Below are 25,347 nucleotides of genomic sequence, written 5' to 3'. Positions count from 1 at the left end.
TTTTTCGGGGCAAGGTCATGATTCTTTGCGAATGAGATAGGTGATTGCATTAGAAAACACCAAATAGACAAGAACTATCCAAAGAAGGGGGGTGATTTCTCCGAAGAACTGGTTTAAAAATCCGATGATTTTTGATGTAGGCATGCCCATGTTTTTCCCAATCAATCCTGCAATAAGCACGATAAAAACATACATAATCGTGTACCGAAAAAGGCGCTAATACCGATCGGTTACTTCGTTTTTTAAATCCTCGTAATCAGCTTCCATAGCATTAAGCTCCAATTAGGTGAAATATGACAGACCTTACAAGAAAAGGAAAAACCCTGCAAAAATTTCTTTTTTCTCCTGAGAAAACAACACACAAAATTTCAATTAGCTCAGGCAGATCAAAGACTTAATTTGATGACAAAATACACCCTATACCCTCGAACCCCAAAAAACGGCAAGATTTCGCAATTATTTGATTACTAATCATATAAGTGTTGTTTGCTGCAGTTTTGATTCCGCTTGAAGAGGCGCATAAACTTTTCCCTTTGTAGGGTTAAAAGAAAATGATCTTATGACGCATGTAAAATGATGTAAATCAATTTATTTAGAAAGTCTGAAACAAAAAATCTAAAGAGAAACATGCTAAATCATCTTTTATATAAAGAACAAGTCGGCGCTGCTTTTTGCCTTTGGATCCAACTGATGGCTTCAGAACAATCCTGAGAATTTTTCAAATAATTTGACTAAGCAATTCTCTATTCATTGGATGTTTGCACCAGAACCATTAAGAGCTCCAAGTCGCCTTAGCGGGTTTTTTGGTTTGAGCAATACAAACACAAAGGCAGAAACGCATCGGGCTAATACAGCTCAAATACAGAAGCCATTTTTTGGGAAAACTCTTATTTTTTCTCAAGAGTGAGGATTTTTTCTTCAGAAAGGCCCGTTGCCTTGGAAATTTGAGCAGGATCTAGCCCTTGCTTCAAAAGCGCTTGTGCGATCTCTAACTTCTCTTCCTGACGACCTTTTTCAAGCCCTTCTTCGCGTCCTTTTTCTTCATATTTCTTCAGGGTATTTGCTTCGATTCTCAGCCACTTGAGCTGACCCTCGTAAATTTCGCGCTCATCATCAGAAAAGTTCATGACGTTGAGCACATCAATCGCTTTTTTCACTGGAGCGTCATCTAAGGAAGCTGGTAATTTAGCTTTGCTAAGGAGATCATTTCTGAGCAGAAACGCAGACCAGAGGTCTAAGGCACTTTGAATTTTGGATCCAATATCTTCAAATTCTTTCCCTAGGCTGTCATTGAATTTCTTCAGTTCTATTGTATGAAGCTCCAATTCCTTAAAGTAATGGAGACCCGTTTCTTTTTCTGTGATATGGAAAGCATTGTGATACTTTTCAGAGTCCAAGATAGAGATGAAATTCAAAATGTGGATCCCTATGACTTTTTCTAAGGTTCCATAGTCATCTTTTTCTTTGAGCTGATCTGTATACAGCTTCGCCCAATAGTATAGAGCTCTTTTGTCGTAGTCAGCCTCATCGGCAATTTGAATTTCAATATTGAATTTCTTTCCGTGGTTTCCTTCGGCTTTGATGTCGAGGGTTGAGAGCTTGTCTTCTTTGAAATTCTTCTGATTATAGGGATTAAGCAGGGTTACATCGACAACCTGATCCTCCTCTCCTACGATAGAGTTAATCAAAGATATGAGCAGGTCTTTGTTGTCTTCGGTGCCAAATATTTTCTTGAAGGCTAGGTCTACCCGCGGATTGATTTTGTGTGACATGAAGTCCTCTTCCTTTCGAATTAGCTCCATTGTACTCTCCATAGAAAAACCTTTCAATGACTTTTCCCCTAAGCAATTTTAGTATTCAAAACCCTTCCAGGTCAGGAAATTATCACGGGTCGATTCTATATCTTTCTCAACAGTCCCTAAGTCTAGGCTACTTTTCGAGAAGAAATGACTTCCTTTTCGATTTTTTTCCCGCTTTTCTTGATAGCCGTTTTTAAATCAAAATCGGATTGCAAATTTAGCCAGAACTCTGGAGAAGTTCCAAAAAATTTTGCAAGGCGCAGGGCTGTGTCAGCCGTAATAGATCTTTGCTTGTTAATTATAGAATAGATTCTGTTAGGAGGAACAGAAAGATACTTAGATAAAGCGCTAGCAGATAAACTAGTTTTTTCAAGCTCCCCTTCAAGAATCTCTCCTGGATGTATTGGTCTCATTTTATTTGGCATTTTAATACCTCTCTCCTAATGATAATCTATAATTTCCACATCATGTGGTTCTTCTTCTGCCCAACGGAAACAAATCCTCCATTGCCTATTGATTCGAATACTATATTACCCCTTTAAAAGTTCGAATCTATTACTGGGCAGGTTTTTTAAGTCATTCAATGCTGTTGCCATATCTAGAATAAGAAGCCGATTTTCTGCCTGTCGAGCAAAAGACTTCCATTTCTTTACAGGTTTACCTTCATACAGAGCTTTTGCGTTCTTATCATTGAATAATCGAATCATTTCTTAATCTGAACATTTATGACGCATTACGTTAAACGTATTTTATGAGACGACTTAACTGTTTGATAATAAGGGGTAAGGTCAAACCTCTGGAGCCATTGACTCCACACTATCCTCCTCTTAGAAAAGCGATGATCTTGCTCAACAATATTATTCAGATACTTAACCTGCCTAAGCTCAGTCTCTATTGGAATGAGTCTTTGATTTTGAATAGCTTCGAATGCAGGAGGATATGCAGCATTTTTATCAACGCCGATAACTCTAGGAATACTGCAGTGACTATTGGAAAGCGTTTGTCTAAAAAATTTCTCAGCTGCAGATTTGTCTCGAGCTTGACTAAGCATCCAATCAAGAGTGTTCCCTTCAGAATCAACTGCTCTATAAAGGTAATGCCATTTCCCTTTGATCTTGATGTAGGTTTCATCCACTCTGTAAGAATTATTCGATGGTTTCAGGAATTTCTTAAGCCGTTTCTTAAACTCCACAGCATATTGATGAATCCACCTCATGATCATTGTGCGACAAACAGAAAGTCCTCGCTCTTGAAAAATCATAACTAAATCTCTGTAAGTCAATGGAAATTGACAATGCCAACGCATTCCCCAAAGAATGATTTCCCCGGAAAAAGGCTTCCATTTGAATGGGTTATCCTCGATATAAGAATCTCTCAATTGACAAATGAAAATTCGATTTTACAGAAGCTAAGCGTTTTTTGCACCAGAGCCGCGATTACTCCTAACAAAGCCATCAATGCCTTTACACTTGACATGCTTCCCTAAAAAGACGAGCTTGAGAGCTTTTGGAAAGCTGGATCTTTGCGGATGGGATCAAAGACTTCTTTGGATAGGGTCGATGTTAGATCATCGATCCCTCCCTTATGTGCAGCTTTAAGCCAGCCGATAGCAGGCTCAACCTTAGAGAGGGCAGCGCAGGCTTCGGCACTAGAAAGTGCGATGTGTGGATCAGGCAAGATTTGATAGGACGGTCCTGCAAGATCAACAACCAAAGGATAATCTTTTACTTCATATGCTGCGCGATGAAGGTGGATTTGCGACTCAGCGTTAAGATGCTTTTGAATGGGTTTCAAAAGGTCATAAACTGCTTGATAGTCGTGCTTTTCTGCTTTCAAGGCAGCGAGATACTGCGTTGTCAGGTTGAAGATTATCCCCTGCTTTGCTTTTTGCCTTACTTCTTCGAGCTTCGGTATCGCTTCTTCTCTCTGTTCTCGTAGCAAAAGATCCTCAATTTCTTTTAAAGCTCCTGTGAGATCTTCTCTTCGATCACTTTCTGTTACCATTTTGGACTTACGGTAAGTATCAAAGTTTTGAAATGCAAAGAGGAAGAAGATCGCCCCAACCAAAAAATACCCGACGAAGAAAAAGAATAGAGCACACACAACAGATAAAATGAGTCCCGTAAGGATTGCATATTTCAGCCCCTTAGCTCCAAAAATCGACTCGAGAACCACGCGGAGAAGTTGCCCCCCATCTAGAGGCATAACAGGAAGAAGATTCACAACAGTCCAGAAAAGGTTCACCCAGGTGAGGATTTTTACGGTATACAGTACATAAGGATTCTCAATAACGCCAGTAGACAAAATAAAGAAAGAGAGAAGAAAAAGAAGAAATCCAAATAGAGGACCGTTGAGAACAACTAAAAATTCACGCCACTCTTTGAGCCGTTTCCCTTCCGGGATCGTCAATCCCCCAAAAGCAATGAGCTGTATCCGGGGCTGCTGCCCAAAATAGCGGGAGGTGAGGGCATGGCCATATTCATGAACAAGAATCGAAACAAAGATCACCCCAATCCAGATAAGTGTCAGAATGAAAGGGTGTCCGCTTCCCGAACTGTTGATAAAGCCGATAATCCCAGCCGTCACCCAGAAAAAGGGAGAAATTTTTATTGGTATTTTCATTTTAAACCCAAGTAATCACCTATCTTTGCTTTAACATCAGAGACTTATAATGAATTTTTTTAGATTTCGACGCGCAAAGGGTTCTTCCCCTTGTAAGAAGAAAAATATAGAAAATCTCTAAGTATTTGGATGTTAGAGCGACAAAAAGCTTTATGTTTATTTGTTTTAGCATTTGATTTTAACACTACTCATAAATATTTATGCCTCTCAAAGTCAATTTGCTGACAAGTTTTTGCAACAGCATATCTATTTTGCTTTGCTCTTTACATAGAGAAAAACCCTTTGGCATCGCTCAGCTCATACCTGCACTACCACAAAAACTTGTCAGCAGAGATAGGTGATCACTTGGTTTCCATCGCTTTAAGGATTGTATCCCCAATATCCGCAGGAGACTCAGCAACATGAACACCTGCCTCACGCAACGCTTTCATCTTACCTTCAGCAGTCCCTTTTCCACCAGAAACAATCGCACCAGCATGCCCCATCCTTCTTCCGGGAGGCGCAGTGACTCCAGCGATAAACCCCCCAACAGGCTTACTGCAATGTGCTTTGATCCAAGCAGCAGCTTCCTCTTCAGCATTCCCTCCAATTTCACCAAGAAGAAGAATGCCGTGTGTGTCGGGGTCTTTTTCGAACTGCTTCAAAACATCGATAAAGTCTGTTCCGTTAAGTGGATCCCCTCCAATCCCGACACAACTCGACTGTCCCAAATCATTTTGGGTTGTTTGCCATACGGCTTCATAGGTCAGTGTTCCCGAGCGGGAAACAATTCCTATTTTTCCTTTTTTATGAATGTATCCTGGCATGATCCCGATTTTGCACTCATCGGGAGTAATCACTCCGGGGCAATTTGGACCAATCAGCCTAGACGTTTTTGAGTCTCGCATCACGCATGAAACTTCTAACATATCTCGTACTGGAATCCCTTCAGTAATACAGATAATGAGGGGAATTCCGGCATCTTCAGCTTCTAAAATCGAATTCGCTGCAAATGGGGGCGGCACAAAAACCATCGTAGCATCCGGATTCACCTTCTGCTTTGCTTCGTAAACTGTATCAAAAATCGGAACATCGAAAATCGATTGCCCCCCTTTTCCTGGAGTCACCCCTCCAACAAACTTCGATCCATACGCAATACACTGCTCAGTGTGAAACTGCCCAGACTTTCCTGTGATTCCTTGAGTGATGACCTTTGTGTCCTTACTGACCATAATCGCCATCTTATTTCCCTCCCTTCAGAGCTGCCACCGCTTTTTCCGCTGCGTCGGCCATTCCCTCTGCAGAGATAATCTTTAACTCCGACTCTTCTAGAGTTTTTCTTCCCAGCTCAACATTCGTTCCTTCCAAACGAACAATCAGAGGCACCTCAATATCAAGCTCTTTTGAAGCTGCAATGACCCCTTCTGCAATCGTTGCGCAGTTCATAATTCCTCCGAAGATATTCACTAAAATCGCTTTCACATTGGGATCAGAAAGAATGATTTTAAATCCGGCAGCCACCTTTTCTTTATCAGCCCCACCACCAACATCTAAAAAATTAGAGGGCTTGCCCCCATAGTGATGAATGATATCCATCGTTGACATCGCAAGACCAGCGCCATTGACCATACATCCAATATTCCCCTCAAGCGAAATATAAGCCAAATCGTACTTCTTAGCCGCAACTTCATTTTCAGAAACTTGCGAAGGATCATAAAAACTCGAGATCTCTTTTTGCCTAAACAGCGCGCTATCATCAACACTGAGTTTTGCATCAACGGCCCAAATATCCCCATCTCCCGTTTCTACTAAGGGATTGATTTCAAGGAGCGAAGCATCGGTATCAATAAAGGCTTTTGCTAAGGAAGCGGTAGCCCGCATCCCTAGCTTGGCAGTTTTTCCCTTCCAGCCCATAAAGTTTGCAAGGCGCAACAAATGGTAAGGCTTTACACTTCCATCCAGAGCAATTGGCAGTTTTAAGATTTTTTCTGGCGTCTTCTCTGCCACCTCTTCAATATCCATCCCCCCCTCAGGAGAGGCTATCAAGATCGGCATCGCATGATCCCGATCGATAATTGCACCTAAATAGTATTCCTTAGCAATATCAACAGGTTTAGTGATCAGAACCTTATGGGCAACAATCCCTTCAGTTCCTGTTTGATTGTTCACCATCTTCATCCCGATGAATTTTTTCGCCATTTCGACGATCTCATCTTTGTTTTTGGCAAACTTCACTCCCCCTGCTTTTCCCCGGCCGCCGGCATGCACCTGGATCTTCACCACTGCCTCTTGGAGTCCTAAATACTGAACGACTTGCTCCGCCTCAGCAGTCGTTGATGCCACCCCAAAATCTGGGATGGGCATATCGTACTGCTTTAAAATTTCTTTTGCTTGATATTCGTGGGTGTCCATCTTTGCTGCCTTTATACCGATATTGATTGGAATTTTTTTTTTACAAATGAAAAATGCTTCAATTTTGCTTCCATCGAAGCAGTCCTTGTTCGAAGACAGGGGCGATGCAGAGGAGAGAAAAAGAGGAGTGTTTTTCGCATGTAACGGTCATTTTTCACTTATTATCGGTATAATTCCTATATGTGATACCCTTGACTTTCGATCAACAAAAAATCTTGAGGCAACATGTTTGGTTTTTTAAAATCAGGGCTTAATAAAATTCGAAAGGCATTTTCCCGCACTCGATCAGTGCTCGGAGATCGCATCCGGGACCTTTTCCGCTCTCCCCTAGATGAAGAGACCCTAGAAGAGCTTGAGCAAATCCTTTATGAAGCCGACCTGGGAAGCACACTCGCCCTTGAGTTCGTTGAGCATGTGAGAAAAAGTGATAATCCGATCCGAGCCATGAAAAATCATGCCGAGGAGATTCTCCATAAATCCCCGTACGTCCAGGGAAAGAAACCCAAAGGGCCTCTTAAAGTCATCTTAGTCGTTGGGGTTAACGGCTCTGGAAAAACCACCTCCTGCGCAAAACTCGCAAGACTCTATAAACAGGAAGGGAAAAAAGTGATGCTTGCCGCTGGAGACACCTTCCGCGCCGCAGCCATTGAACAACTCAGCACCTGGGCCGACCGCCTAAAACTTGACTGTATTAAAGGTTCTCAAGGAGGAGATCCCTCCGCTATTATTTTTGATGCCCTCACCGCCGCCAAAGCACGCGGCCACGACGTCGTAATTGCTGATACCGCCGGCCGTCTCCAATCAAAAACCGATCTCATGAATGAACTCGCCAAAATCAAACGCGTCACCGAGAAAGTTGTCCCCGACGCCCCACATGAAATCTATCTCGTTCTTGATGCTTCTACTGGGCAAAACGCCCTCGACCAAGCTAAAATCTTCAACGAGTTCACTCCCCTCACAGGGCTCGTCCTCACAAAACTCGATGGCTCCGCCAAAGGAGGAATTATCCTCTCCATCTACCACCAAATGGGAATCCCCATCCGCTACATCGGGATCGGTGAAGGTGCTGAAGACTTTCTTCCCTTCGCTCCCGAGCCCTATGTTGATGCTCTCTTTACTTAAGACTCAAAATCTGGTTCTGGTGCAAAAAACGCTTTTCTCTATGGAAAAAGGCTTAATCAGCCTTATTTCCGTTTCATAAGATCAGGCTGCTATCCCAAACAGACCTTCTATAAACATTTTTTGAGATAAAGCATCTTTCCTTCCTACATCTTCTACTTGACCCTTACGAATCATATGCATGGACTCATGCCCTGCAATCGTTGCTTCTGCTGTTGCAAACCTCTGGAGCCATTGACTCCACACTATCCTCCTCTTAGAAAAGCGATGATCTTGCTCAACAATATTATTCAGATACTTAACCTGCCTAAGCTCAGTCTCTATTGGAATGAGTCTTTGATTTTGAATAGCTTCGAATGCAGGAGGATATGCAGCATTTTTATCAACGCCGATAACTCTAGGAATACTGCAGTGACTATTGGAAAGCGTTTGTCTAAAAAATTTCTCAGCTGCAGATTTGTCTCGAGCTTGACTAAGCATCCAATCAAGAGTGTTCCCTTCAGAATCAACTGCTCTATAAAGGTAATGCCATTTCCCTTTGATCTTGATGTAGGTTTCATCCACTCTGTAAGAATTATTCGATGGTTTCAGGAATTTCTTAAGCCGTTTCTTAAACTCCACAGCATATTGATGAATCCACCTCATGATTGTTGTGCGACAAACAGAAAGTCCTCGCTCTTGAAAAATCATAACTAAATCTCTGTAAGTCAATGAAAATTGACAATGCCAACGCATTCCCCAAAGAATGATTTCCCCGGAAAAAGGCTTCCATTTGAATGGGTTATCCTCGATATAAGAATCTCTCACCTAACACATGGAAAATTCAATTTTACAGAAGCCAAGCGTTTTTTGCACCAGAACCATATGGAAATTCTTTGATATGTGGTTGTAAATCTTTGACTAGATAACCGCTATCGATTAAGCTCTTATGGCATCTTGATCAAACTAGTAGCATGAGCAGATGCAGAATTTAACACATCTTAGACCACCGCAGGACCTCCGGCCTCCATCAAGTCCATCAGCAAGCTCCATAAGCTCCATCTCTAGTGACAAGTCATGCGGTTATAGTTCTGGATCTAGCTCACCATCGACATCTCCGCTACCAAGAGATTTACCATTAAGGCTCCCAAAGGCTAAATACCAAGAGTTGTTTAGTTCTGTAGATCCCTGGTATCCGAGCCCTCAACAGAGGATATCTGCCAATACACGGAACATCCAACGCCTGCATAGAGAAGTCAATAGGAAGATTCAAGAAAGTTATTTCTTTGTTTTGGGAAAGCAGCAGGAAGATGAGCGCTTTCAAAAGGTGTTTGTTGATTTCTTCCGTGAGATACGTGGTGTTAACAACTTAGCTAAAGAAGCATCTATTTTGTTAGCTGATCATTTTCGAGGCTATGCAGACGTGAGTGAAAAAGTCGAATACACCATAGATGCTGGAGACTTTTCAGATATCCACTGTACTTATCATCAACCAACAGAAGAAGTGATTCTTGAGCTCAAGAAGATCCTTGAAGAAGAGTATGGCCTGAAGGGGCAGCTTATAAAATCTCTGAATAAAGCAGGACAAAAGATTGGAGATGTATTTCAACTAGATACTCACGATACCTGTTTGCGAGAGTTTTCCATATTTCCTAGATTATTTCCCAAATGCATGAAAGCACTGAAGGAGATATTCAGCAGCCTATTGGTATCAGAGTGGTGACCTTGCCCCGAAAAAGTGGACGGATATGATATAGACTTTTCAAGAAAATGAGGAGTTTAAAAGAATGAAGAAATTTGACGAAGAATTCAAAGCCAATGCAGTTCGTTTAGTCAGAGAAGAAAGGATGAAAATCAAAGACGTGGCACATGATTTAGGAATTGGTAAATCAACGCTTAGCTACTGGTTAGGACTCAATCGAAAGGGAGAGCTTATCAAAACGGCAAGTCAAAAAAAAGAAGATGAAGATATGAGAAAACTCAGAAAAGAGAATCGCATCTTAAAAGAGGAAAGAGACATCCTAAAAAAAGCCATGGGCATCTTCTCATCAATGTCAAAAGCAGATACAGAATTATGAAAAAGCTAAGGAACCAGCATTCCATAGAGAAGATGTCCAAGGTATTCAGGGTGTCAAAAAGCGGCTATTACCGCTTTTTGACTTCCTCCCATGGTAAAAGAGCCCAAGAAGAAAAGATCTTAGAAGGAGAAATTGAAGTACTTTTTCATGAACATAAATCAAGAGCAGGCAGCCCGAAAATATGGGTAGATCTTAAAGAAAAAGGATACGCATGTGGCAGAAAAAGAGTGGCTAAGATCATGAAAAAGAAGGGGTTGTCAGCAAAAGTTCCTAAGAAATGGAAGGGAGTAAAAAGAGTTGTGGATCAAAAGAAACCCAACCTTCTTAAGCAGGATTTTCATGCCTCATCACAAAACTATAAGTGGGTCAGCGATATCACCTATATCCGCACAGGGAAAGGATGGGCATACTTGTGTGCGATCATGGACCTTTACTCCAGAAAAATCGTAAGTCACAATGTGAAATCACACATGAGACAAGAGGTTGTTGTTCAGGCATTAGAACAAGCAATGGTAAGAAGAAAAGGTTCAAAAAAAGGACTAATTTTTCATTCAGACCAAGGAGTACAATATGGGTCACAATCAGTTGAAAAGCTTCTTGAGCACAACGGAATCATAGGAAGTATGAGCAGCAAAGGAAGCTGCTATGACAATGCTGCAATGGAGAGTTTCTTTAGCACCTTGAAGAGAGAGTGTGTAAGAGGCAAGATTTACAAGGATGTGAAAGATGCTGAAAATGAAATATTTAACTACATAGAGTGTTATTACAATACTAAAAGAAGACACTCAACATTGGGATACGTAAGCCCAACAAAATTTGAAGAAAAGTGCCAAAAAAGCCTATATTAAAACCGTCCACAAAATCGGGGCAAGGTCATGGCTCAAGAAAGACATTGAAGAGGTTAAGATCTATCTCAAGCAATACCCCTCTAAAGAAAGCATCGAAAGACCAAGACTCACAAAGGAAGATCTCACTCGAGCGATAGCACTCTGGACAGCAGCAAAGCACTACGCTGAGCAGCAAAAGATACGAGATCATCAGCTCTCAAATAAACATAGAAACGAGCTAAAAGATGATCTATGTAGTGCCTTGATCTCTGGAGGGTTATCCTTTATAACGGGAGATCCAAGCTTAGTAATTGGACAAGCAGCAAAAACGGCAATGAACTCTTTTGGCAATACAATCGACCCTGAAGGAAAAGATCAGGCAGTGCAAGTCTTAAAGCTATTTGGAGGCTTTGGTCTTGGTAGCGCAATGGGAAGAAATTCCTGGGATCTAGGAACGGCTCTTGGTGTTGATCTTCTTGACCTAGCAACTCGAGCAGAAAAGACAGGAAAAGGAGAGTCTGCCTTAAGAAACCTTGGTGGATCTGTACTCAAAGGCGCATTAACGCAAGATAAGAAAAAGCTAGTCTGCCAAGCACTAGGTTTTAGCGTAGCTGAGGCTGTTAATCAGCTTCCTGAGACAGATGAGACAACGCCGCTTGACATACGCATCGCAAGAGCATTGATATCCAATGGAGATGTTCAAAGTCACTACATTAAGCAGTACGTTGACCAAAAGTTCAAGGAAGCTCCTAAACCAAAAGTTGACGGAGAACTTACTCCAGAAGAACAAGAAAAATACCCCAAGCAAGAACCAACCCTGGCAGACTTACAGCAGCAAGAAGACAGCAAGCAACATGCTCTAAAGATCCAAGCAGCACAAAATGAGCTCATACAAAAAGAAGCTGGTGTTGCAGAAGCAAATAAATACCTCAATGAGAAATTTGCAAAGTATCAAAAAGCCTGTGGTGCATTCAACTCTGCAACTAAGGAATTGAGCAAAGTCATCAAGGGAAACGAGAATCTATCAAAGGCGATAGAAGAAAGAGATGACGCCCAAAAGACACTAGATAGTCTACAAGGGATAGAGAGAATTCCAGTTCCAGAATCTAAACCTGAAAAGCCCAAGAAACCCAAAACAGTAGTAGGGAAAGCATGGAATTGGATAAAAGAAAACGTTGCAGTAAGCGGTGAAATATCTGCAACTAAGATGCCGCTGTATACCACGAATCCATCTACCTCTTCAGATAGATATGTGCCAAGAGAATTGTCTCAAGCCCCTCCACCTCCGAATAGACCACAGATAAGGGAGCCTAATGCAGGACAGTGGGAAAATGTTCAGGCGATGCAACAAGGCCAACTCTTCAACAAAAACATGCAATACCAAACGCCTGTTGTAGATAATAGCCCTAAAGCCCCCTTGAATTATCAAGCTTACTGGGGGCAAGGTCTGGCAAACAATGTGCAAGTGCCACCAATGGAGCTTAGAATGCTAGAGAGAACTGCAGATCTTCCTCGAGGAGATTCTCCTCAAAGACAGATTCAAATGGCTGGTTTTTCTGGATCTATGGAGTTTGCATTAATGGATGTAACTCTCCAGTCAAGGTCTGCTATGGATACTTTAAAGACGGTGAAAAGCGCTGCTGTTAACGACTTCACAAAAAGCATTCCAAAGGGTGGTGCTAAAATTCTCCGAGGCATCTGCAGCTTAATGCTTCCTGATATGTCTGACGTGTCCGGAGCTGAATGTCCAAAAGAACACTTTAAAAGGTTCTCCGCTAGCGCGCTATTGAAGTATGACAAGCTTGTACATATCAAGGGCCCTCATTCTTTCGGAGCAAGAGCTGGGGAGTTCGTTGGTGAGATGATTTCTTTTGGAGGTGTTGGAAAGGTCATAAGAGTCGCAGAAGGCATTAGCGTACTGGGCATGGCTTGTGAAGGCGGCGTAGTAGGCCTCGTTATGGCAGAATCTCATGACACCAATAAAGCAGCGGGGGTGGCCTTTGGTTTTGGTCTTGGTAGTGCAGCAGGTTCGATACCGAAAGCATTTAGAGCTTTAAAATCTATGAGCACTGTTAGTCCGCTGCAGGATAGAGCATTGAGCTTATCCATATCTAGGCATGAAGCAGGCATGCAGTTACTAGAAAATCATGTGCTAAGATCTGGTTTCACTGGTGATAAGACTGCGTTAAATCTTGCTAAAAGAAAACTCACATATATAAAACCCTTCGATATACCATACGTAAACAAGGGTCCAGAGCTTGAGTGGTGGAAAGTCTCTAGTGTAAGGGTTGATCAACTGAGAAATTTAGCTAGTAATCAAAAGAATTTGCATAAGCTTATTAGAAGAGAATTTGGATCACAGAATTTATCAGAGCTGCAAGTACGTAGAATCTTAGATTACTCCGGATTTAAGTCTTTTGAGAATCCAAGACATTTTCCTACTGAATATGTGACGCAATTTGCTAAAGAAAACGGTGGTATAATATTTAGAAAGCCTGGAACAACTGAGAAACAAAACGTTTTAATCAGGATATGTCCAGGTCTGCGTAAAGAAAACCCAGTAACTGCGATTATTGAGGGTAAGGTCGTAAAGGGCAACTGGAGGCAGGAAACGTTTTATGTGGTTCAGACAAAAGGAAAATTTAAGCTTACGACTGAAGGTGAATGGATTGATCCAAAAACTGTTCAAAATAAATCTAAAGAGGGATTAACTCATATCCCATTATCTGAATATAAATTTGTGGGGTGGGAATAATGATACCTAAGCCTAAAAAAATGACAGAGAGTCAAAAACGAGATACAATAGAATTCTATCCGCACTTCATATCTGAAAAAATCATAGAATTAAATACATACCCTGAAATCAATGACCAACCAAACACAAAAATTACCGATTTCTATCCTTTGTGTACAGAGATCTGGAAAATCTCCAACGCAGAATACCAAGAACGCTATTGGGTAAGGCAAGAGCCTCCTATGATGGGAGATAACTATATGGAGACCATTGGAGAATTTGTTTCATCTACTGAAGCTGTCTTAGATACAAGTGATTATGCTGTTGAAATGACTACCACGCAAAATAAGATGCTCCAGAGACTCTATACAATGATTGATGAATTCGAAGATGACCCAAGCACTCCCAGTGACCCAGGATACGGTCTAAATGACTCTGCAATTATTGCTGATCCAAAATGGCATAAGATACAAGCATACGCCAAGCTTGTATATGAGGAGATCACAGGAGACGACCTCGATGCATGGGAAAAGTCTCGCCCCCCAAGAGCTAAAAGGCCCAAGATAGATCAAAGAGACGCAACAACTGAAGAGATTCATGCAGAAGAAAAAAAAATCTATCCAGCATTCCTAATCGAACAATTCAAAAGCCGTCAGGATATTCCAGAAACGAGTCTTGAGCATTTCTTGATCAACGTGTACTTAGAGGTATGGACGATATCCAAACAAGAGTATCAAGAGCGCTTTTGGGTCAGAAAAGAATTTCCCCTATACGATGAAGAAAACTGCATGAAAACGTGCTCTAGGTATCTGTGTGATGTGTTAACCGTAATATATGGAATTGAAAACGATAAGATTGATGGAACAATGGAGCAGTGCAAAATTCTCAAGAATCTCTCTAAAATGATCGAAGACTTCAAAAAAGACCCTAATAGACCAAATGATCCAGGATATGGTATTAACGACGGTGAGATTATTGCTTACAAAAAATGGAAAGAAATCCAGTGGTATGCCAAGTCTGTCTATGAAGGGCTCACAGGAGAGAAAGCTTAGCTCTATAGTAAGCGCCATAATCGATCTATAAGAGAGATATAGCTAAAGTGACTTAAATTAGTTATAGGCAGTGCTCCTTGAAAAGTTTGTCTATTCCACATTGATATTTTCTTCGCTTAGACTTTGCCTGTGCCCACTTGTGTTCAATAGGGTTTAGATCAGGGGAATAGGGAGGAAGATATTCCAAGGTATGGCCTGCAGCCTGGATCTTCTCTTGCATAGATTTGCTTTTATGGAATGAAGCATTATCCATAACCAGAATACTGGCCTTGCCCCGATTTTGTGGACGGTTTTAATATAGGCTTTTTTGGTACTTTTCTTCAAATTTTGTTGGGCTTACGTATCCCAATGTTGAGTGTCTTCTTTTAGTATTGTAATAACACTCTATGTAGTTAAATATTTCATTTTCAGCATCTTTCACATCCTTGTAAATCTTGCCTCTTACACACTCTCTCTTCAAGGTGCTAAAGAAACTCTCCATTGCAGCATTGTCATAGCAGCTTCCTTTGCTGCTCATACTTCCTATGATTCCGTTGTGCTCAAGAAGCTTTTCAACTGATTGTGACCCATATTGTACTCCTTGGTCTGAATGAAAAATTAGTCCTTTTTTTGAACCTTTTCTTCTTACCATTGCTTGTTCTAATGCCTGAACAACAACCTCTTGTCTCATGTGTGATTTCACATTGTGACTTACGATTTTTCTGGAGTAAAGGTCCATGATCGCACACAAGTATGCCCATCCTTTCCCTGTGCGGATATAGGTGATATCGCTGACCCACTTATAGTTTTGTGATGAGGCATGAAAATCCTGCTTAAGAAGGTTGGGTTTCTTTTGATCCACAACTCTTTTTACTCCCTTCCATTTCTTAGGAACTTTTGCTGACAACCCCTTCTTTTTCATGATCTTAGCCACTCTTTTTCTGCCACATGCGTATCCTTTTTCTTTAAGATCTACCCATATTTTCGGGCTGCCTGCTCTTGATTTATGTTCATGGAAAAGTACTTCAATTTCTCCTTCTAAGATCTTTTCTTCTTGGGCTCTTTTACCATGGGAGGAAGTCAAAAAGCGGTAATAGCCGCTTTTTGACACCCTGAATACCTTGGACATCTTCTCTATGGAATGCTGGTTCCTTAGCTTTTTCATAATTCTGTATCTGCTTTTGACATTGATGAGAAGATGCCCATGGCTTTTTTTAGGATGTCTCTTTCCTCTTTTAAGATGCGATTCTCTTTTCTGAGTTTTCTCATATCTTCATCTTCTTTTTTTTGACTTGCCGTTTTGATAAGCTCTCCCTTTCGATTGAGTCCTAACCAGTAGCTAAGCGTTGATTTACCAATTCCTAAATCATGTGCCACGTCTTTGATTTTCATCCTTTCTTCTCTGACTAAACGAACTGCATTGGCTTTGAATTCTTCGTCAAATTTCTTCATTCTTTTAAACTCCTCATTTTCTTGAAAAGTCTATATCATATCCGTCCACTTTTTCGGGACAAGGTCAGTGGTTGTAAATCTTTGACTAGATAACCGCTATCGATTAAGCTCTTATGGCATCTTGATCAAACTAGTAGCATGAGCCGATGCAGAAGTTAACACATCTTAGACCACCGCAGGACCTCCGGCCTCCATCAAGTCCATCAGCAAGCTCCATAAGCTCCATCTCTAGTGACAAGTCATGCGGTTATAGTTCTGGATCTAGTTCTCCAGAAAACTCTCCTCCGGCAAGACATTTACCACTAAGACTTCCAGAAGCAAAGTATCAAGAGCTATTTGACTCTATAGATCCCTGGCACCCAAATCCCGAGCAAAGACTATCTGCCAATACACAGCACATGAAAACCCTGCAGACAACAATCAATAGGAAGATTCAAGAAAGTTATTTCTTTGTTTTGGGAAAGCAGCAGGAAGATGAGCGCTTTCAAAAGGTTTTTGTTGATTTCTTCCGTGAGATACGTGGTGTTAACAACTTAGCTAAAGAAGCATCTATTTTGTTAGCTGATCATTTTCGAGGCTATGCAGACGTGAGTGAAAAAGTCGAATACACCATAGATGCTGGAGACTTTTCAGATATCCACTGTACTTATCATCAACCAACAGAAGAAGTGATTCTTGAGCTCAAGAAGATCCTTGAAGAAGAGTATGGCCTGAAGGGGCAGCTTATAAAATCTCTGAATAAAGCAGGACAAAAGATTGGAGATGTATTTCAACTAGATACTCACGATACCTGTTTGCGAGAGTTTTCCATATTTCCTAGATTATTTCCCAAATGCATGAAAGCACTGAAGGAGATATTCAGCAGCCTATTGGTATCAGAGTGGCTCAAGAAAGACATTGAAGAGGTTAAGATCTATCTCAAGCAATACCCCTCTAAAGAAAGCATCGAAAGACCAAGACTCACAAAGGAAGATCTCACTCGAGCGATAGCACTCTGGACAGCAGCAAAGCACTACGCTGAGCAGCAAAAGATACGAGATCATCAGCTCTCAAATAAACATAGAAACGAGCTAAAAGATGATCTATGTAGTGCCTTGATCTCTGGAGGATTATCCTTTATAACGGGAGATCCAAGCTTAGTAATTGGACAAGCAGCAAAAACGGCAATGAACTCTTTTGGCAATACAATCGACCCTGAAGGAAAAGATCAGGCAGTGCAAGTCTTAAAGCTATTTGGAGGCTTTGGTCTTGGTAGCGCAATGGGAAGAAATTCCTGGGATCTAGGAACGGCTCTTGGTGTTGATCTTCTTGACCTAGCAACTCGAGCAGAAAAGACAGGAAAAGGAGAGTCTGCCTTAAGAAACCTTGGTGGATCTGTACTCAAAGGCGCATTAACGCAAGATAAGAAAAAGCTAGTCTGCCAAGTACTAGGTTTTAGCGTAGCTGAGGCTGTTAATCAGCTTCCTGAGACAGATGAGACAACGCCGCTTGACATACGCATCGCAAGAGCATTGATATCCAATGGAGATGTTCAAAGTCACTACATTAAGCAGTACGTTGACCAAAAGTTCAAGGAAGCTCCTAAACCAAAAGTTGGCGGAGAACTTACTCCAGAAGAACAAGAAAAATACCCCAAGCAAGAACCAACTCTGGCAGACTTACAGCAGCAAGAAGACAGCAAGCAACATGCTCTAAAGATCCAAGCAGCACAAAATGAGCTCATACAAAAAGAAGCTGGTGTTGCAGAAGCAAATAAATACCTCAATGAGAAATTTGCAAAGTATCAAAAAGCCTGTGGTGCATTCAACTCTGCAACTAAGGAATTGAGCAAAGTCATCAAGGGAAACGAGAATCTATCAAAGGCGATAGAAGAAAGAGATGACGCCCAAAAGACACTAGATAGTCTACAAGGGATAGAGAGAATTCCAGTTCCAGAATCTAAACCTGAAAAGCCCAAGAAACCCAAAACAGTAGTAGGGAAAGCATGGAATTGGATAAAAGAAAACGTTGCAGTAAGCGGTGAAATATCTGCAACTAAGATGCCGCTGTATACCACGAATCCATCTACCTCTTCAGATAGATATGTGCCAAGAGAATTGTCTCAAGCCCCTCCATCTCCGAATAGACCACAGATAAGGGAGCCTAATGCAGGACAGTGGGAGAATGTTCAGGCGATGCAACAAGGCCAACTCTTCAACAAAAACATGCAATACCAAACGCCTGTTGTAGATAATAGCCCTAAAGCCCCCTTGAACTATCAAGCTTACTGGGGGCAAGGTCTGGCAAACAATGTGCAAGTGCCACCAATGAAGCTTAGAATGCTAGAGAGACCTGCAGATCTTCCTCGAGGAGATTCTCCTCAAAGACAGATTCAAATGGCTGGTTTTTCTGGATCTATGGAGTTTGCATTAATGGATGTAACTCTCCAGTCAAGGTCTGCTATGGATGCTTTAAAGACGGTGAAAAGCGCTGCTGTTAACGACTTCACAAAAAGCATTCCAAAGGGTGGTGCTAAAATTCTCCGAGGCATCTGCAGCTTAATGCTTCCTGATATGTCTGACGTGTCCGGAGCTGAATGTCCAAAAGAACACTTTAAAAGATTCTCCGCTAGCGCGCTATTGAAGTATGACAAGCTTGTACATATCAAGGACCCTCATTCTTTCGGAGCAAGAGCTGGGGAGTTCGTTGGTGAAATGATTTCTTTTGGAGGTGTTGGAAAGGTCATAAGAGTCGCAGAAGGCATTAGCGTACTGGGCATGGCTTGTGAAGGCGGCGTAGTAGGCCTCGTTATGGCAGAAGCTCATGACACCAATAAAGCAGCTGGGGTGGCCTTTGGTTTTGGTTTTGGTGGTGCAGCAGGTTCGATACCGAAAGCATTTAGAGCTTTAAAATCTATGAGCACTGTTAGTCCACTACAGGACAGGGCACTGTCCACGGTAGCCTTTAGGCATGAAGTGGGTAGGCAGTTGATAGAGAACCGCATACTACGATGTAGTTTTGTTAGTGATAAGACTGCGTTAAATCTTGCTAAAAGAAAACTCACATATATAAAACCCTTCGATATACCATACGTAAACAAGGGCCCAGAGCTTGAGTGGTGGAAAGTTGCAAGCCCTAAAATAGATGCTCTTAAGCGAGTAGTTTCCGATAAGAAAGAACTATACAAAGTTGTTAGAAAAGAGTTTGCAAGTGACAGTCTATCAGAGATGAAGATACGCAGAGTGCTTGATTATTCTGGGTTCAAGACTTTTGAGAATCCAAAGCTCTTTCCCACTGAATATGTGGCGGAATTTGCAAAGAAGAATGCAGGTATTGTTTTTAGAAAGCCTGGGACTGTATACGAAGAAAACATTTTAATCAGGATATGCCCAGGTCTTCGCAAAGAGAATCCAGTGACTGCAATTATTGAGGGTAAACAGATGAATGGTACTATGAGACAGCAGACCCATTATGTGGTTCAGTGCAGAGGAGATCAGTGCTTAACAAAAGATGGTTTCTGGATTCATAAAAAAGAAAGTCCAGAGCTTATTCACATACCTTTAGAAAACTATCAATTCAAGGGATGGTAGCTTTATGACACCTGAGAACCTAGATGAAAAGTACGAGAGAATGTATGCAGAGAATGAGAAGATATTTCCTCGATTCATCAATCAACAAAGCCGAGAACTTAGAAAATACCCTGAACTAAATGATCAGCCAAGAACAAAAATCGCAGACTTTCGAAATTTGACCGTAGAAATCTGGAAAATCTCCAATGCAGAATACCAAGAACGATTCTGGGTAAGGCAGGAGCCTCCTATGATGGGAGATAACTATATGGAAACCCTAGAGACTTTTCTGTCCGATGGAGAAGCTGTTCTTCTGGCGAATGATGCTGGAAGAGTTTCTATGACTGCTAAGCAACGCGAAATGCTACAGAGACTATACACGATGGTAGATGATTTTGATGGAGATCCGACTGTACCAGACGACCCAGGATACGGTCTAAATGACTCTGCAATTATTGCTGATCCAAAATGGCATAAGATACAAGCATACGCCAAGCTTGTATATGAGGAGATCACAGGAGACGACCTCGATGAATGGGAAAAGTCTCGCCCTCCAAGAGCTAAAAGGCCCAAGATAGATCAAAGAGACGCAACAACTGAAGAGATTCATGCAGAAGAAAAAAAGATCTACCCAAGTTTTCTTATTGAGCAATTCAAAAGCCGTCAGGATATTCCAGAAACGAGTCTTGAGCATTTCTTGATCAACGTGTACTTAGAGGTATGGACGATATCCAAACAAGAGTATCAAGAGCGCTTTTGGGTCAGAAAAGAATTCCCCCTATACGATGAAGAAAACTGCATGAAAACGTGCTCTAGGTATCTGTGTGATGTAATAACAGTCATACATGGTGCTGAAGATAACAAGCTTGAAGTGACAAATAAGCAATGCAAGGTGCTCAAGAAGCTCTCTGAAATGATCGAAGACTTCAAAAAGGACCCTAATAGACCCAATGACCCAGGATATGGAATCAACGATGGTGAGCTTATCGAATGTAAGCAGTGGCAAGAGATTCGAGACTATGCTAAGCTCGTATATGAAGTAATTACAAAACCCTAAAAATCGACCTCCATATTTGCGTTCTAGATAGTGTCGTCAAGAAATTTTGAATTTGATATACTTTGCTGTCTTATACCAATGCAACAAAGGAATTTTCTATGGGAAAAGCATCGCATCGTCGCCACGATATTTCAGATAAAGTCTGGGAATTGTTAGCTCCTCACCTGCCAGGTCGAAAAGGGGGTTGGGGCGCCGTAGCAAAAGATAACCGTCTGTTCATTAACGCTGTTTTCTGGATTCTTCGAACAGGCTCTCCTTGGAGAGACTTACCACCTGATTATGGAGATTGGAAAAACACTCACCGTCGCTTCTGTCGTTGGCGGGATGCTAGAATTTGGGAAGCGTTCCTTGAATGTTTAGTGGAAGATCCTGACTATGAATGGCTCATGATAGATGGGAGCCATATTAAGGTGCACCCTCATGCATCGGGAGCTAAAGGCGGTAATCAAGACATGAGTCGGACAAAAGGGGGCTTAACACAAAAATACACTTGGCCGTGAATGCGCATGGTATGCCAGTCCGAATTGTTGTTGTGCAAGGTACCACTCATGACAGCACTCAAGCAAGTTTCTTGATCCAAGATATTTCAGCAGAACATTTGCTCGCCGATAAAGCTTATGATAGTGACGCAATTATATTGCAAGCCGAGAGTCAAGGCATAAATCCAGTCATTCCTCTGAGGTCAAATCGCAAAAAATGGAGAGAATTTGATAAAGAACTATATAAGCTTCGACACCTTGTAGAAAATGCTTTTCTCCAACTAAAACGATGGCGTGGAATAGCCACTCGATATGCCAAAAATACAGCTTCATTCATAGCTGCAGTGCAAATCCGTTGTATCGCTCTTTGGGCTTCTATCTCATGACGACACCATCTAGAGCAAATCAAGAAAACCCTTGAGATTATATTTGATAGTCCCAATCTGCGAATTTTTGTAATGCTTACGATTGTGATATTCTTTATGCACTTCGGACACATCATCTTTGACCCCATCAAAAAATATTTAAAATTTACATTGGATAGAATATGGGAATTCTTTGATATGTGGTTGTAAATCTTTGACTAGATAACCGCTATCGATTAAGCTCTTATGGCATCTTGATCAAACTAGTAGCATGAGCCGATGCAGAAGTTAACACATCTTAGAGTCCCTCAGAACCTCCCTCCTCCTTCCAGCTCCTCAGCAAGCTCCATCTCTAGTGACAAGTCATGCGGTTATAGTTCTGCATCTAGTTCTCCAGAAAACTCTCCTCCGGCAAGACATTTACCACTAAGACTTCCAGAAGCAAAGTATCAAGAGCTATTTGACTCTATAGATCCCTGGCACCCAAATCCCGAGCAAAGACTATCTGCCAATACACAGCACATGAAAACCCTGCAGACAACAATCAATAGGAAGATTCAAGAAAGTTATTTCTTTGTTTTGGGAAAGCAGCAGGAAGATGAGCGCTTTCAAAAGGTGTTTGTTGATTTCTTCCGTGAGATACGTGGTGTTAACAACTTAGCTAAAGAAGCATCTATTTTGTTAGCTGATCATTTTCGAGGCTATGCAGACGTGAGTGAAAAAGTCGAATACACCATAGATGCTGGAGACTTTTCAGATATCCACTGTACTTATCATCAACCAACAGAAGAAGTGATTCTTGAGCTCAAGAAGATCCTTGAAGAAGAGTATGGCCTGAAGGGGCAGCTTATAAAATCTCTGAATAAAGCAGGACAAAAGATTGGAGATGTATTTCAACTAGATACTCACGATACCTGTTTGCGAGAGTTTCCCATATTTCCTAGATTATTTCCCAAATGCATGAAAGCACTGAAGGAGATATTCAGCAGCCTATTGGTATCAGAGTGGCTCAAGAAAGACATTGAAGAGGTTAAGATCTATCTCAAGCAATCCCCCTCTAAAGAAAGCATCGAAAGACCAAGACTCACAAAGGAAGATCTCACTCGAGCGATAGCACTCTGGACAGCAGCAAAGCACTACGCTGAGCAGCAAAAGATACGAGATCATCAGCTCTCAAATAAACATAGAAACGAGCTAAAAGATGATCTATGTAGTGCCTTGATCTCTGGAGGGTTATCCTTTATAACGGGAGATCCAAGCTTAGTAATTGGACAAGCAGCAAAAACGGCAATGAACTCTTTTGGCAATACAATCGACCCTGAAGGAAAAGATCAGGCAGTGCAAGTCTTAAAGCTATTTGGAGGCTTTGGTCTTGGTAGCGCAATGGGAAGAAATTCCTGGGATCTAGGAACGGCTCTTGGTGTTGATCTTCTTGACCTAGCAACTCGAGCAGAAAAGACAGGAAAAGGAGAGTCTGCCTTAAGAAACCTTGGTGGATCTGTACTCAAAGGCGCATTAACGCAAGATAAGAAAAAGCTAGTCTGCCAAGTACTAGGTTTTAGCGTAGCTGAGGCTGTTAATCAGCTTCCTGAGACAGATGAGACAACGCCGCTTGACATACGCATCGCAAGAGCATTGATATCCAATGGAGATGTTCAAAGTCACTACATTAAGCAGTACGTTGACCAAAAGTTCAAGGAAGCTCCTAAACCAAAAGTTGACGGAGAACTTACTCCAGAAGAACAAGAAAAATACCCCAAGCAAGAACCAACTCTGGCAGACTTACAGCAGCAAGAAGACAGCAAGCAACATGCTCTAAAGATCCAAGCAGCACAAAATGAGCTCATACAAAAAGAAGCTGGTGTTGCAGAAGCAAATAAATACCTCAATGAGAAATTTGCAAAGTATCAAAAAGCCTGTGGTGCATTCAACTCTGCAACTAAGGAATTGAGCAAAGTCATCAAGGGAAACGAGAATCTATCAAAGGCGATAGAAGAAAGAGATGACGCCCAAAAGACACTAGATAGTCTACAAGGGATAGAGAGAATTCCAGTTCCAGAATCTAAACCTGAAAAGCCCAGGAAACCCAAAACAGTAGTAGGGAAAGCATGGAATTGGATAAAAGAAAACGTTGCAGTAAGCGGTGAAATATCTGCAACTAAGATGCCGCTGTATACCACGAATCCATCTACCTCTTCAGATAGATATGTGCCAAGAGAATTGTCTCAAGCCCCTCCATCTCCGAATAGACCACAGATAAGGGAGCCTAATGCAGGACAGTGGGAGAATGTTCAGGCGATGCAACAAGGCCAACTCTTCAACAAAAACATGCAATACCAAACGCCTGTTGTAGATAATAGCCCTAAAGCCCCCTTGAACTATCAAGCTTACTGGAGACAAGGTCTGGCAAACAATGTGCAAGTGCCACCAATGGAGCTTAGAAATCTTGGGAGGAGTAATCCTGTAGATATAAGACCAGCGCATAATAGACCACTTCAAATGGCAGGTTTTGTTCCCTTCGTTATCAGCAAAGTTGTTCCAGAGCAGACTCAAAGAAATGTAGAAACTTGGGTTAAAGGATACGTCCAACAATGGAAAGAGAACCCACTCAGGGCTAAAAGAGATGCAGATATTTGTTTGCTTATAGGCGCTAAAAAAACCATTGTATTTGCGATTCAAGCTTTTGAGCAGCCAAGCTTAAAGACTAAACCCCATACCTTTGGATTGATGGAGGTTTCGAATAGACTCGACAATTGGGTTGCTAAGAAGGTCAACCTAGATCTAGGTTCCCCCAACGCTCAAATGAGTATGTTTGTTGGAGAAATTGCTGTGCCGCTTCCTTTGCTTGGTGGATGCAAGCCCTGCATGAAGTTAGGTCAAGAAGCATTTGCTTTCATGAGACAATCTACCAAACATCTGAAGCCTAATCCGTTATTAGATAGAGCACTTTTGAATCCGACGGGGTTTGAAAAAGAACTAAGGACTATTGAAGCACTACAGAATCCTGCTTACCACAGTGGAATCGGAAATCCTTGGAGTGAAATGCTTCCGATATATCCTAAGGGATTCTTTAAGAGAAATATTGCGAAAGTTGAGTCCAAGGCGATTCAAGCGGCAAAAGGTGTGAATAGAAGTAATAATTATCAGTTTGTAACATGGGTTGAAAAGGGTGAGACTAAAGCAGTCTCTATAGGAGAAATGAGTCACTCTGGGACTTTTCATGATAGGAGTGGACTGAGTAAAGCAGGAAGAGCTCTAGATAAAAAAGCAGGTAGGGTTGATTCAGTATTTCCGAAGCCTAAAGGAACACCACATGAAATTAACATGCATGGTCAAAGAGTGCTTGATGAGATATTGAATCATCCTGAAAAAAAGGTTTTTTTTTAAAAAGTAGAAACTTTGAACTATGAAGAATGCATAGATATTTTATTGCCTGATGGGCGTGGAGCAAGATTTACAAAAGATGGTAAAAAGATGATTGGACTATTGGAGCCAAAAAGATGAGAGAAGACTTCTGGGAAATAATTCTTTCCGATCCTCCAGATAAAGAGGAGCCAGTTGCTGAAATTTATTACAAAAACGAGCAGTGTTTTGAGATCAACTATGAAGATTACGGATTTTTTGTTACTAAATTTTACAATAAAAGAGATGCTAACTACTGGGAATTCCCTTATGAAGAATCGATAGAGGTCCTTCAAGAAGCCAAAGATCACCTAGCTAAGCTCAAAAGAACCCCAGAACAACAAGCGGAATACGACGCTATGAAAAAAGAGCTTGAAAACTGGAATCCCACTCCAGAGGAAACAGCAGAGTATGAACGTAAGATGGAAGAACAGCGTAAAAAGTATTATGGATGAACATTTCCA

The 25,347-nt window shown here is 41.5% G+C and carries 20 protein-coding genes and 3 pseudogenes; 11 read left to right on the top strand and 12 right to left on the bottom strand.

What is annotated here, in order from left to right:
* Positions 1 to 15: 15 nt before the first annotated feature.
* From R2I63_RS10265 to sucC, 8 genes and pseudogenes are all read right to left on the bottom strand, one after another.
* Positions 16 to 195, bottom strand: a complete 180-nt coding sequence (locus tag R2I63_RS10265; protein ID WP_316357509.1) for a hypothetical protein — start codon at positions 193 to 195, stop codon at positions 16 to 18.
* A 692-nt stretch (positions 196 to 887) separates the two neighbouring features.
* Entirely contained in the window at positions 888 to 1,802 is a 915-nt protein-coding gene (locus R2I63_RS10260) for an Rpn family recombination-promoting nuclease/putative transposase (RefSeq protein WP_316357508.1), read from the bottom strand.
* A 122-nt stretch (positions 1,803 to 1,924) separates the two neighbouring features.
* Positions 1,925 to 2,224 (bottom strand): HigA family addiction module antitoxin, encoded by a 300-nt coding sequence (locus R2I63_RS10255; protein WP_316357504.1) that lies wholly within the window; start codon positions 2,222 to 2,224, stop codon positions 1,925 to 1,927.
* A 15-nt stretch (positions 2,225 to 2,239) separates the two neighbouring features.
* Positions 2,240 to 2,506 (bottom strand): annotated as a pseudogene (locus R2I63_RS10250) (type II toxin-antitoxin system RelE/ParE family toxin).
* Positions 2,507 to 2,532: 26 nt separating this feature from the next.
* Positions 2,533 to 3,177, bottom strand: coding sequence for an IS6 family transposase (locus R2I63_RS10245; protein WP_316357499.1), 645 nt, complete (start codon positions 3,175 to 3,177; stop codon positions 2,533 to 2,535).
* A gap of 104 nt (positions 3,178 to 3,281) precedes the next feature.
* Complete coding sequence (locus R2I63_RS10240) at positions 3,282 to 4,421, bottom strand: site-2 protease family protein (protein WP_316357497.1); 1,140 nt, start codon at positions 4,419 to 4,421, stop codon at positions 3,282 to 3,284.
* A 341-nt stretch (positions 4,422 to 4,762) separates the two neighbouring features.
* On the bottom strand, positions 4,763 to 5,641 hold the full coding sequence (sucD, locus tag R2I63_RS10235; protein ID WP_316357495.1) for a succinate--CoA ligase subunit alpha: 879 nt from the start codon (positions 5,639 to 5,641) through the stop codon (positions 4,763 to 4,765).
* Position 5,642: 1 nt separating this feature from the next.
* A complete protein-coding gene (gene sucC / locus R2I63_RS10230) occupies positions 5,643 to 6,812 on the bottom strand; it encodes an ADP-forming succinate--CoA ligase subunit beta (RefSeq protein WP_316357494.1) in 1,170 nt (389 codons plus the stop codon).
* 225 nt (positions 6,813 to 7,037) lie between these two features.
* Between sucC and ftsY the strand changes: the two genes are divergently transcribed.
* The gene (gene ftsY / locus R2I63_RS10225; protein WP_316357492.1) at positions 7,038 to 7,934 is read left to right on the top strand and encodes a signal recognition particle-docking protein FtsY; all 897 of its coding nucleotides are present in this window, start codon (positions 7,038 to 7,040) and stop codon (positions 7,932 to 7,934) included.
* 81 nt (positions 7,935 to 8,015) lie between these two features.
* On the opposite strand, the gene R2I63_RS10220 is transcribed toward ftsY, so the two are convergent.
* Positions 8,016 to 8,723 carry an IS6 family transposase gene (locus tag R2I63_RS10220; RefSeq protein ID WP_316359816.1) on the bottom strand — a complete coding sequence of 236 codons (708 nt, stop codon included), beginning with the start codon at positions 8,721 to 8,723 and terminating at the stop codon, positions 8,016 to 8,018.
* 169 nt (positions 8,724 to 8,892) lie between these two features.
* Here R2I63_RS10220 and R2I63_RS10215 point away from each other — a divergent pair, with 169 nt between their 5' ends.
* The 5 genes and pseudogenes from R2I63_RS10215 (at position 8,893) to R2I63_RS10195 (ending at position 14,601) form a co-directional block, all read left to right on the top strand.
* Positions 8,893 to 9,633, top strand: a complete 741-nt coding sequence (locus tag R2I63_RS10215; protein WP_316357490.1) for a hypothetical protein — start codon at positions 8,893 to 8,895, stop codon at positions 9,631 to 9,633.
* A gap of 64 nt (positions 9,634 to 9,697) precedes the next feature.
* The gene (locus R2I63_RS10210) at positions 9,698 to 9,988 is read left to right on the top strand and encodes a transposase (RefSeq protein WP_316357269.1); all 291 of its coding nucleotides are present in this window, start codon (positions 9,698 to 9,700) and stop codon (positions 9,986 to 9,988) included.
* A pseudogene (locus R2I63_RS10205) lies at positions 9,955 to 10,836 on the top strand (IS3 family transposase); the annotation flags it as partial. The gene R2I63_RS10210 and the pseudogene R2I63_RS10205, both read left to right, overlap by 34 nt.
* Positions 10,805 to 13,570 carry a hypothetical protein gene (locus R2I63_RS10200; RefSeq protein WP_316357488.1) on the top strand — a complete coding sequence of 922 codons (2,766 nt, stop codon included), beginning with the start codon at positions 10,805 to 10,807 and terminating at the stop codon, positions 13,568 to 13,570. The pseudogene R2I63_RS10205 and the gene R2I63_RS10200, both read left to right, overlap by 32 nt.
* The gene (locus R2I63_RS10195; protein ID WP_316357486.1) at positions 13,570 to 14,601 is read left to right on the top strand and encodes a hypothetical protein; all 1,032 of its coding nucleotides are present in this window, start codon (positions 13,570 to 13,572) and stop codon (positions 14,599 to 14,601) included. The genes R2I63_RS10200 and R2I63_RS10195 overlap by 1 nt, the downstream gene beginning before the upstream one ends.
* 61 nt (positions 14,602 to 14,662) lie before the next feature.
* On the opposite strand, the gene R2I63_RS10190 is transcribed toward R2I63_RS10195, so the two are convergent.
* The 3 genes and pseudogenes from R2I63_RS10190 to R2I63_RS10180 all read right to left on the bottom strand — a co-directional run bounded on the left by R2I63_RS10190 (position 14,663) and on the right by R2I63_RS10180 (position 16,032).
* Positions 14,663 to 14,860, bottom strand: coding sequence for a transposase (locus R2I63_RS10190; protein WP_316359814.1), 198 nt, complete (start codon positions 14,858 to 14,860; stop codon positions 14,663 to 14,665).
* Between the two features lie 33 nt (positions 14,861 to 14,893).
* Positions 14,894 to 15,775: pseudogene (locus tag R2I63_RS10185) on the bottom strand (IS3 family transposase); the annotation flags it as partial.
* Positions 15,742 to 16,032 (bottom strand): transposase, encoded by a 291-nt coding sequence (locus tag R2I63_RS10180; protein WP_316357269.1) that lies wholly within the window; start codon positions 16,030 to 16,032, stop codon positions 15,742 to 15,744. The gene R2I63_RS10180 and the pseudogene R2I63_RS10185, both read right to left, overlap by 34 nt.
* A 146-nt stretch (positions 16,033 to 16,178) precedes the next feature.
* On the opposite strand from R2I63_RS10180, the gene R2I63_RS10175 reads away from it, so the two are divergent.
* From R2I63_RS10175 to R2I63_RS10155, 5 genes are all read left to right on the top strand, one after another.
* Positions 16,179 to 19,601 (top strand): hypothetical protein, encoded by a 3,423-nt coding sequence (locus R2I63_RS10175; RefSeq protein WP_316357483.1) that lies wholly within the window; start codon positions 16,179 to 16,181, stop codon positions 19,599 to 19,601.
* 4 nt (positions 19,602 to 19,605) lie between these two features.
* On the top strand, positions 19,606 to 20,637 hold the full coding sequence (locus R2I63_RS10170) for a hypothetical protein (RefSeq protein WP_316357481.1): 1,032 nt from the start codon (positions 19,606 to 19,608) through the stop codon (positions 20,635 to 20,637).
* 98 nt (positions 20,638 to 20,735) lie between these two features.
* A protein-coding gene (locus tag R2I63_RS10165; RefSeq protein ID WP_316359813.1) for an IS5 family transposase occupies positions 20,736 to 21,502 on the top strand; the annotation gives its coding sequence in 2 pieces (ribosomal slippage) (positions 20,736 to 21,111 and positions 21,111 to 21,502; 768 coding nt in all).
* Positions 21,503 to 21,760: 258 nt separating this feature from the next.
* Positions 21,761 to 24,868 (top strand): hypothetical protein, encoded by a 3,108-nt coding sequence (locus tag R2I63_RS10160; RefSeq protein ID WP_316357479.1) that lies wholly within the window; start codon positions 21,761 to 21,763, stop codon positions 24,866 to 24,868.
* Positions 24,869 to 24,981: 113 nt separating this feature from the next.
* Positions 24,982 to 25,338 (top strand): hypothetical protein, encoded by a 357-nt coding sequence (locus R2I63_RS10155; RefSeq protein ID WP_316357478.1) that lies wholly within the window; start codon positions 24,982 to 24,984, stop codon positions 25,336 to 25,338.
* Positions 25,339 to 25,347 lie beyond the last annotated feature (9 nt).

Origin of the sequence: Candidatus Neptunochlamydia sp. REUL1, from assembly GCF_963457595.1 — a bacterium.
Classification (GTDB): domain Bacteria; phylum Chlamydiota; class Chlamydiia; order Chlamydiales; family Simkaniaceae; genus Neptunichlamydia.
Note: the sequence above shows the minus strand (reverse complement) of the source record. Positions and strands in the feature narration are given on the sequence as shown.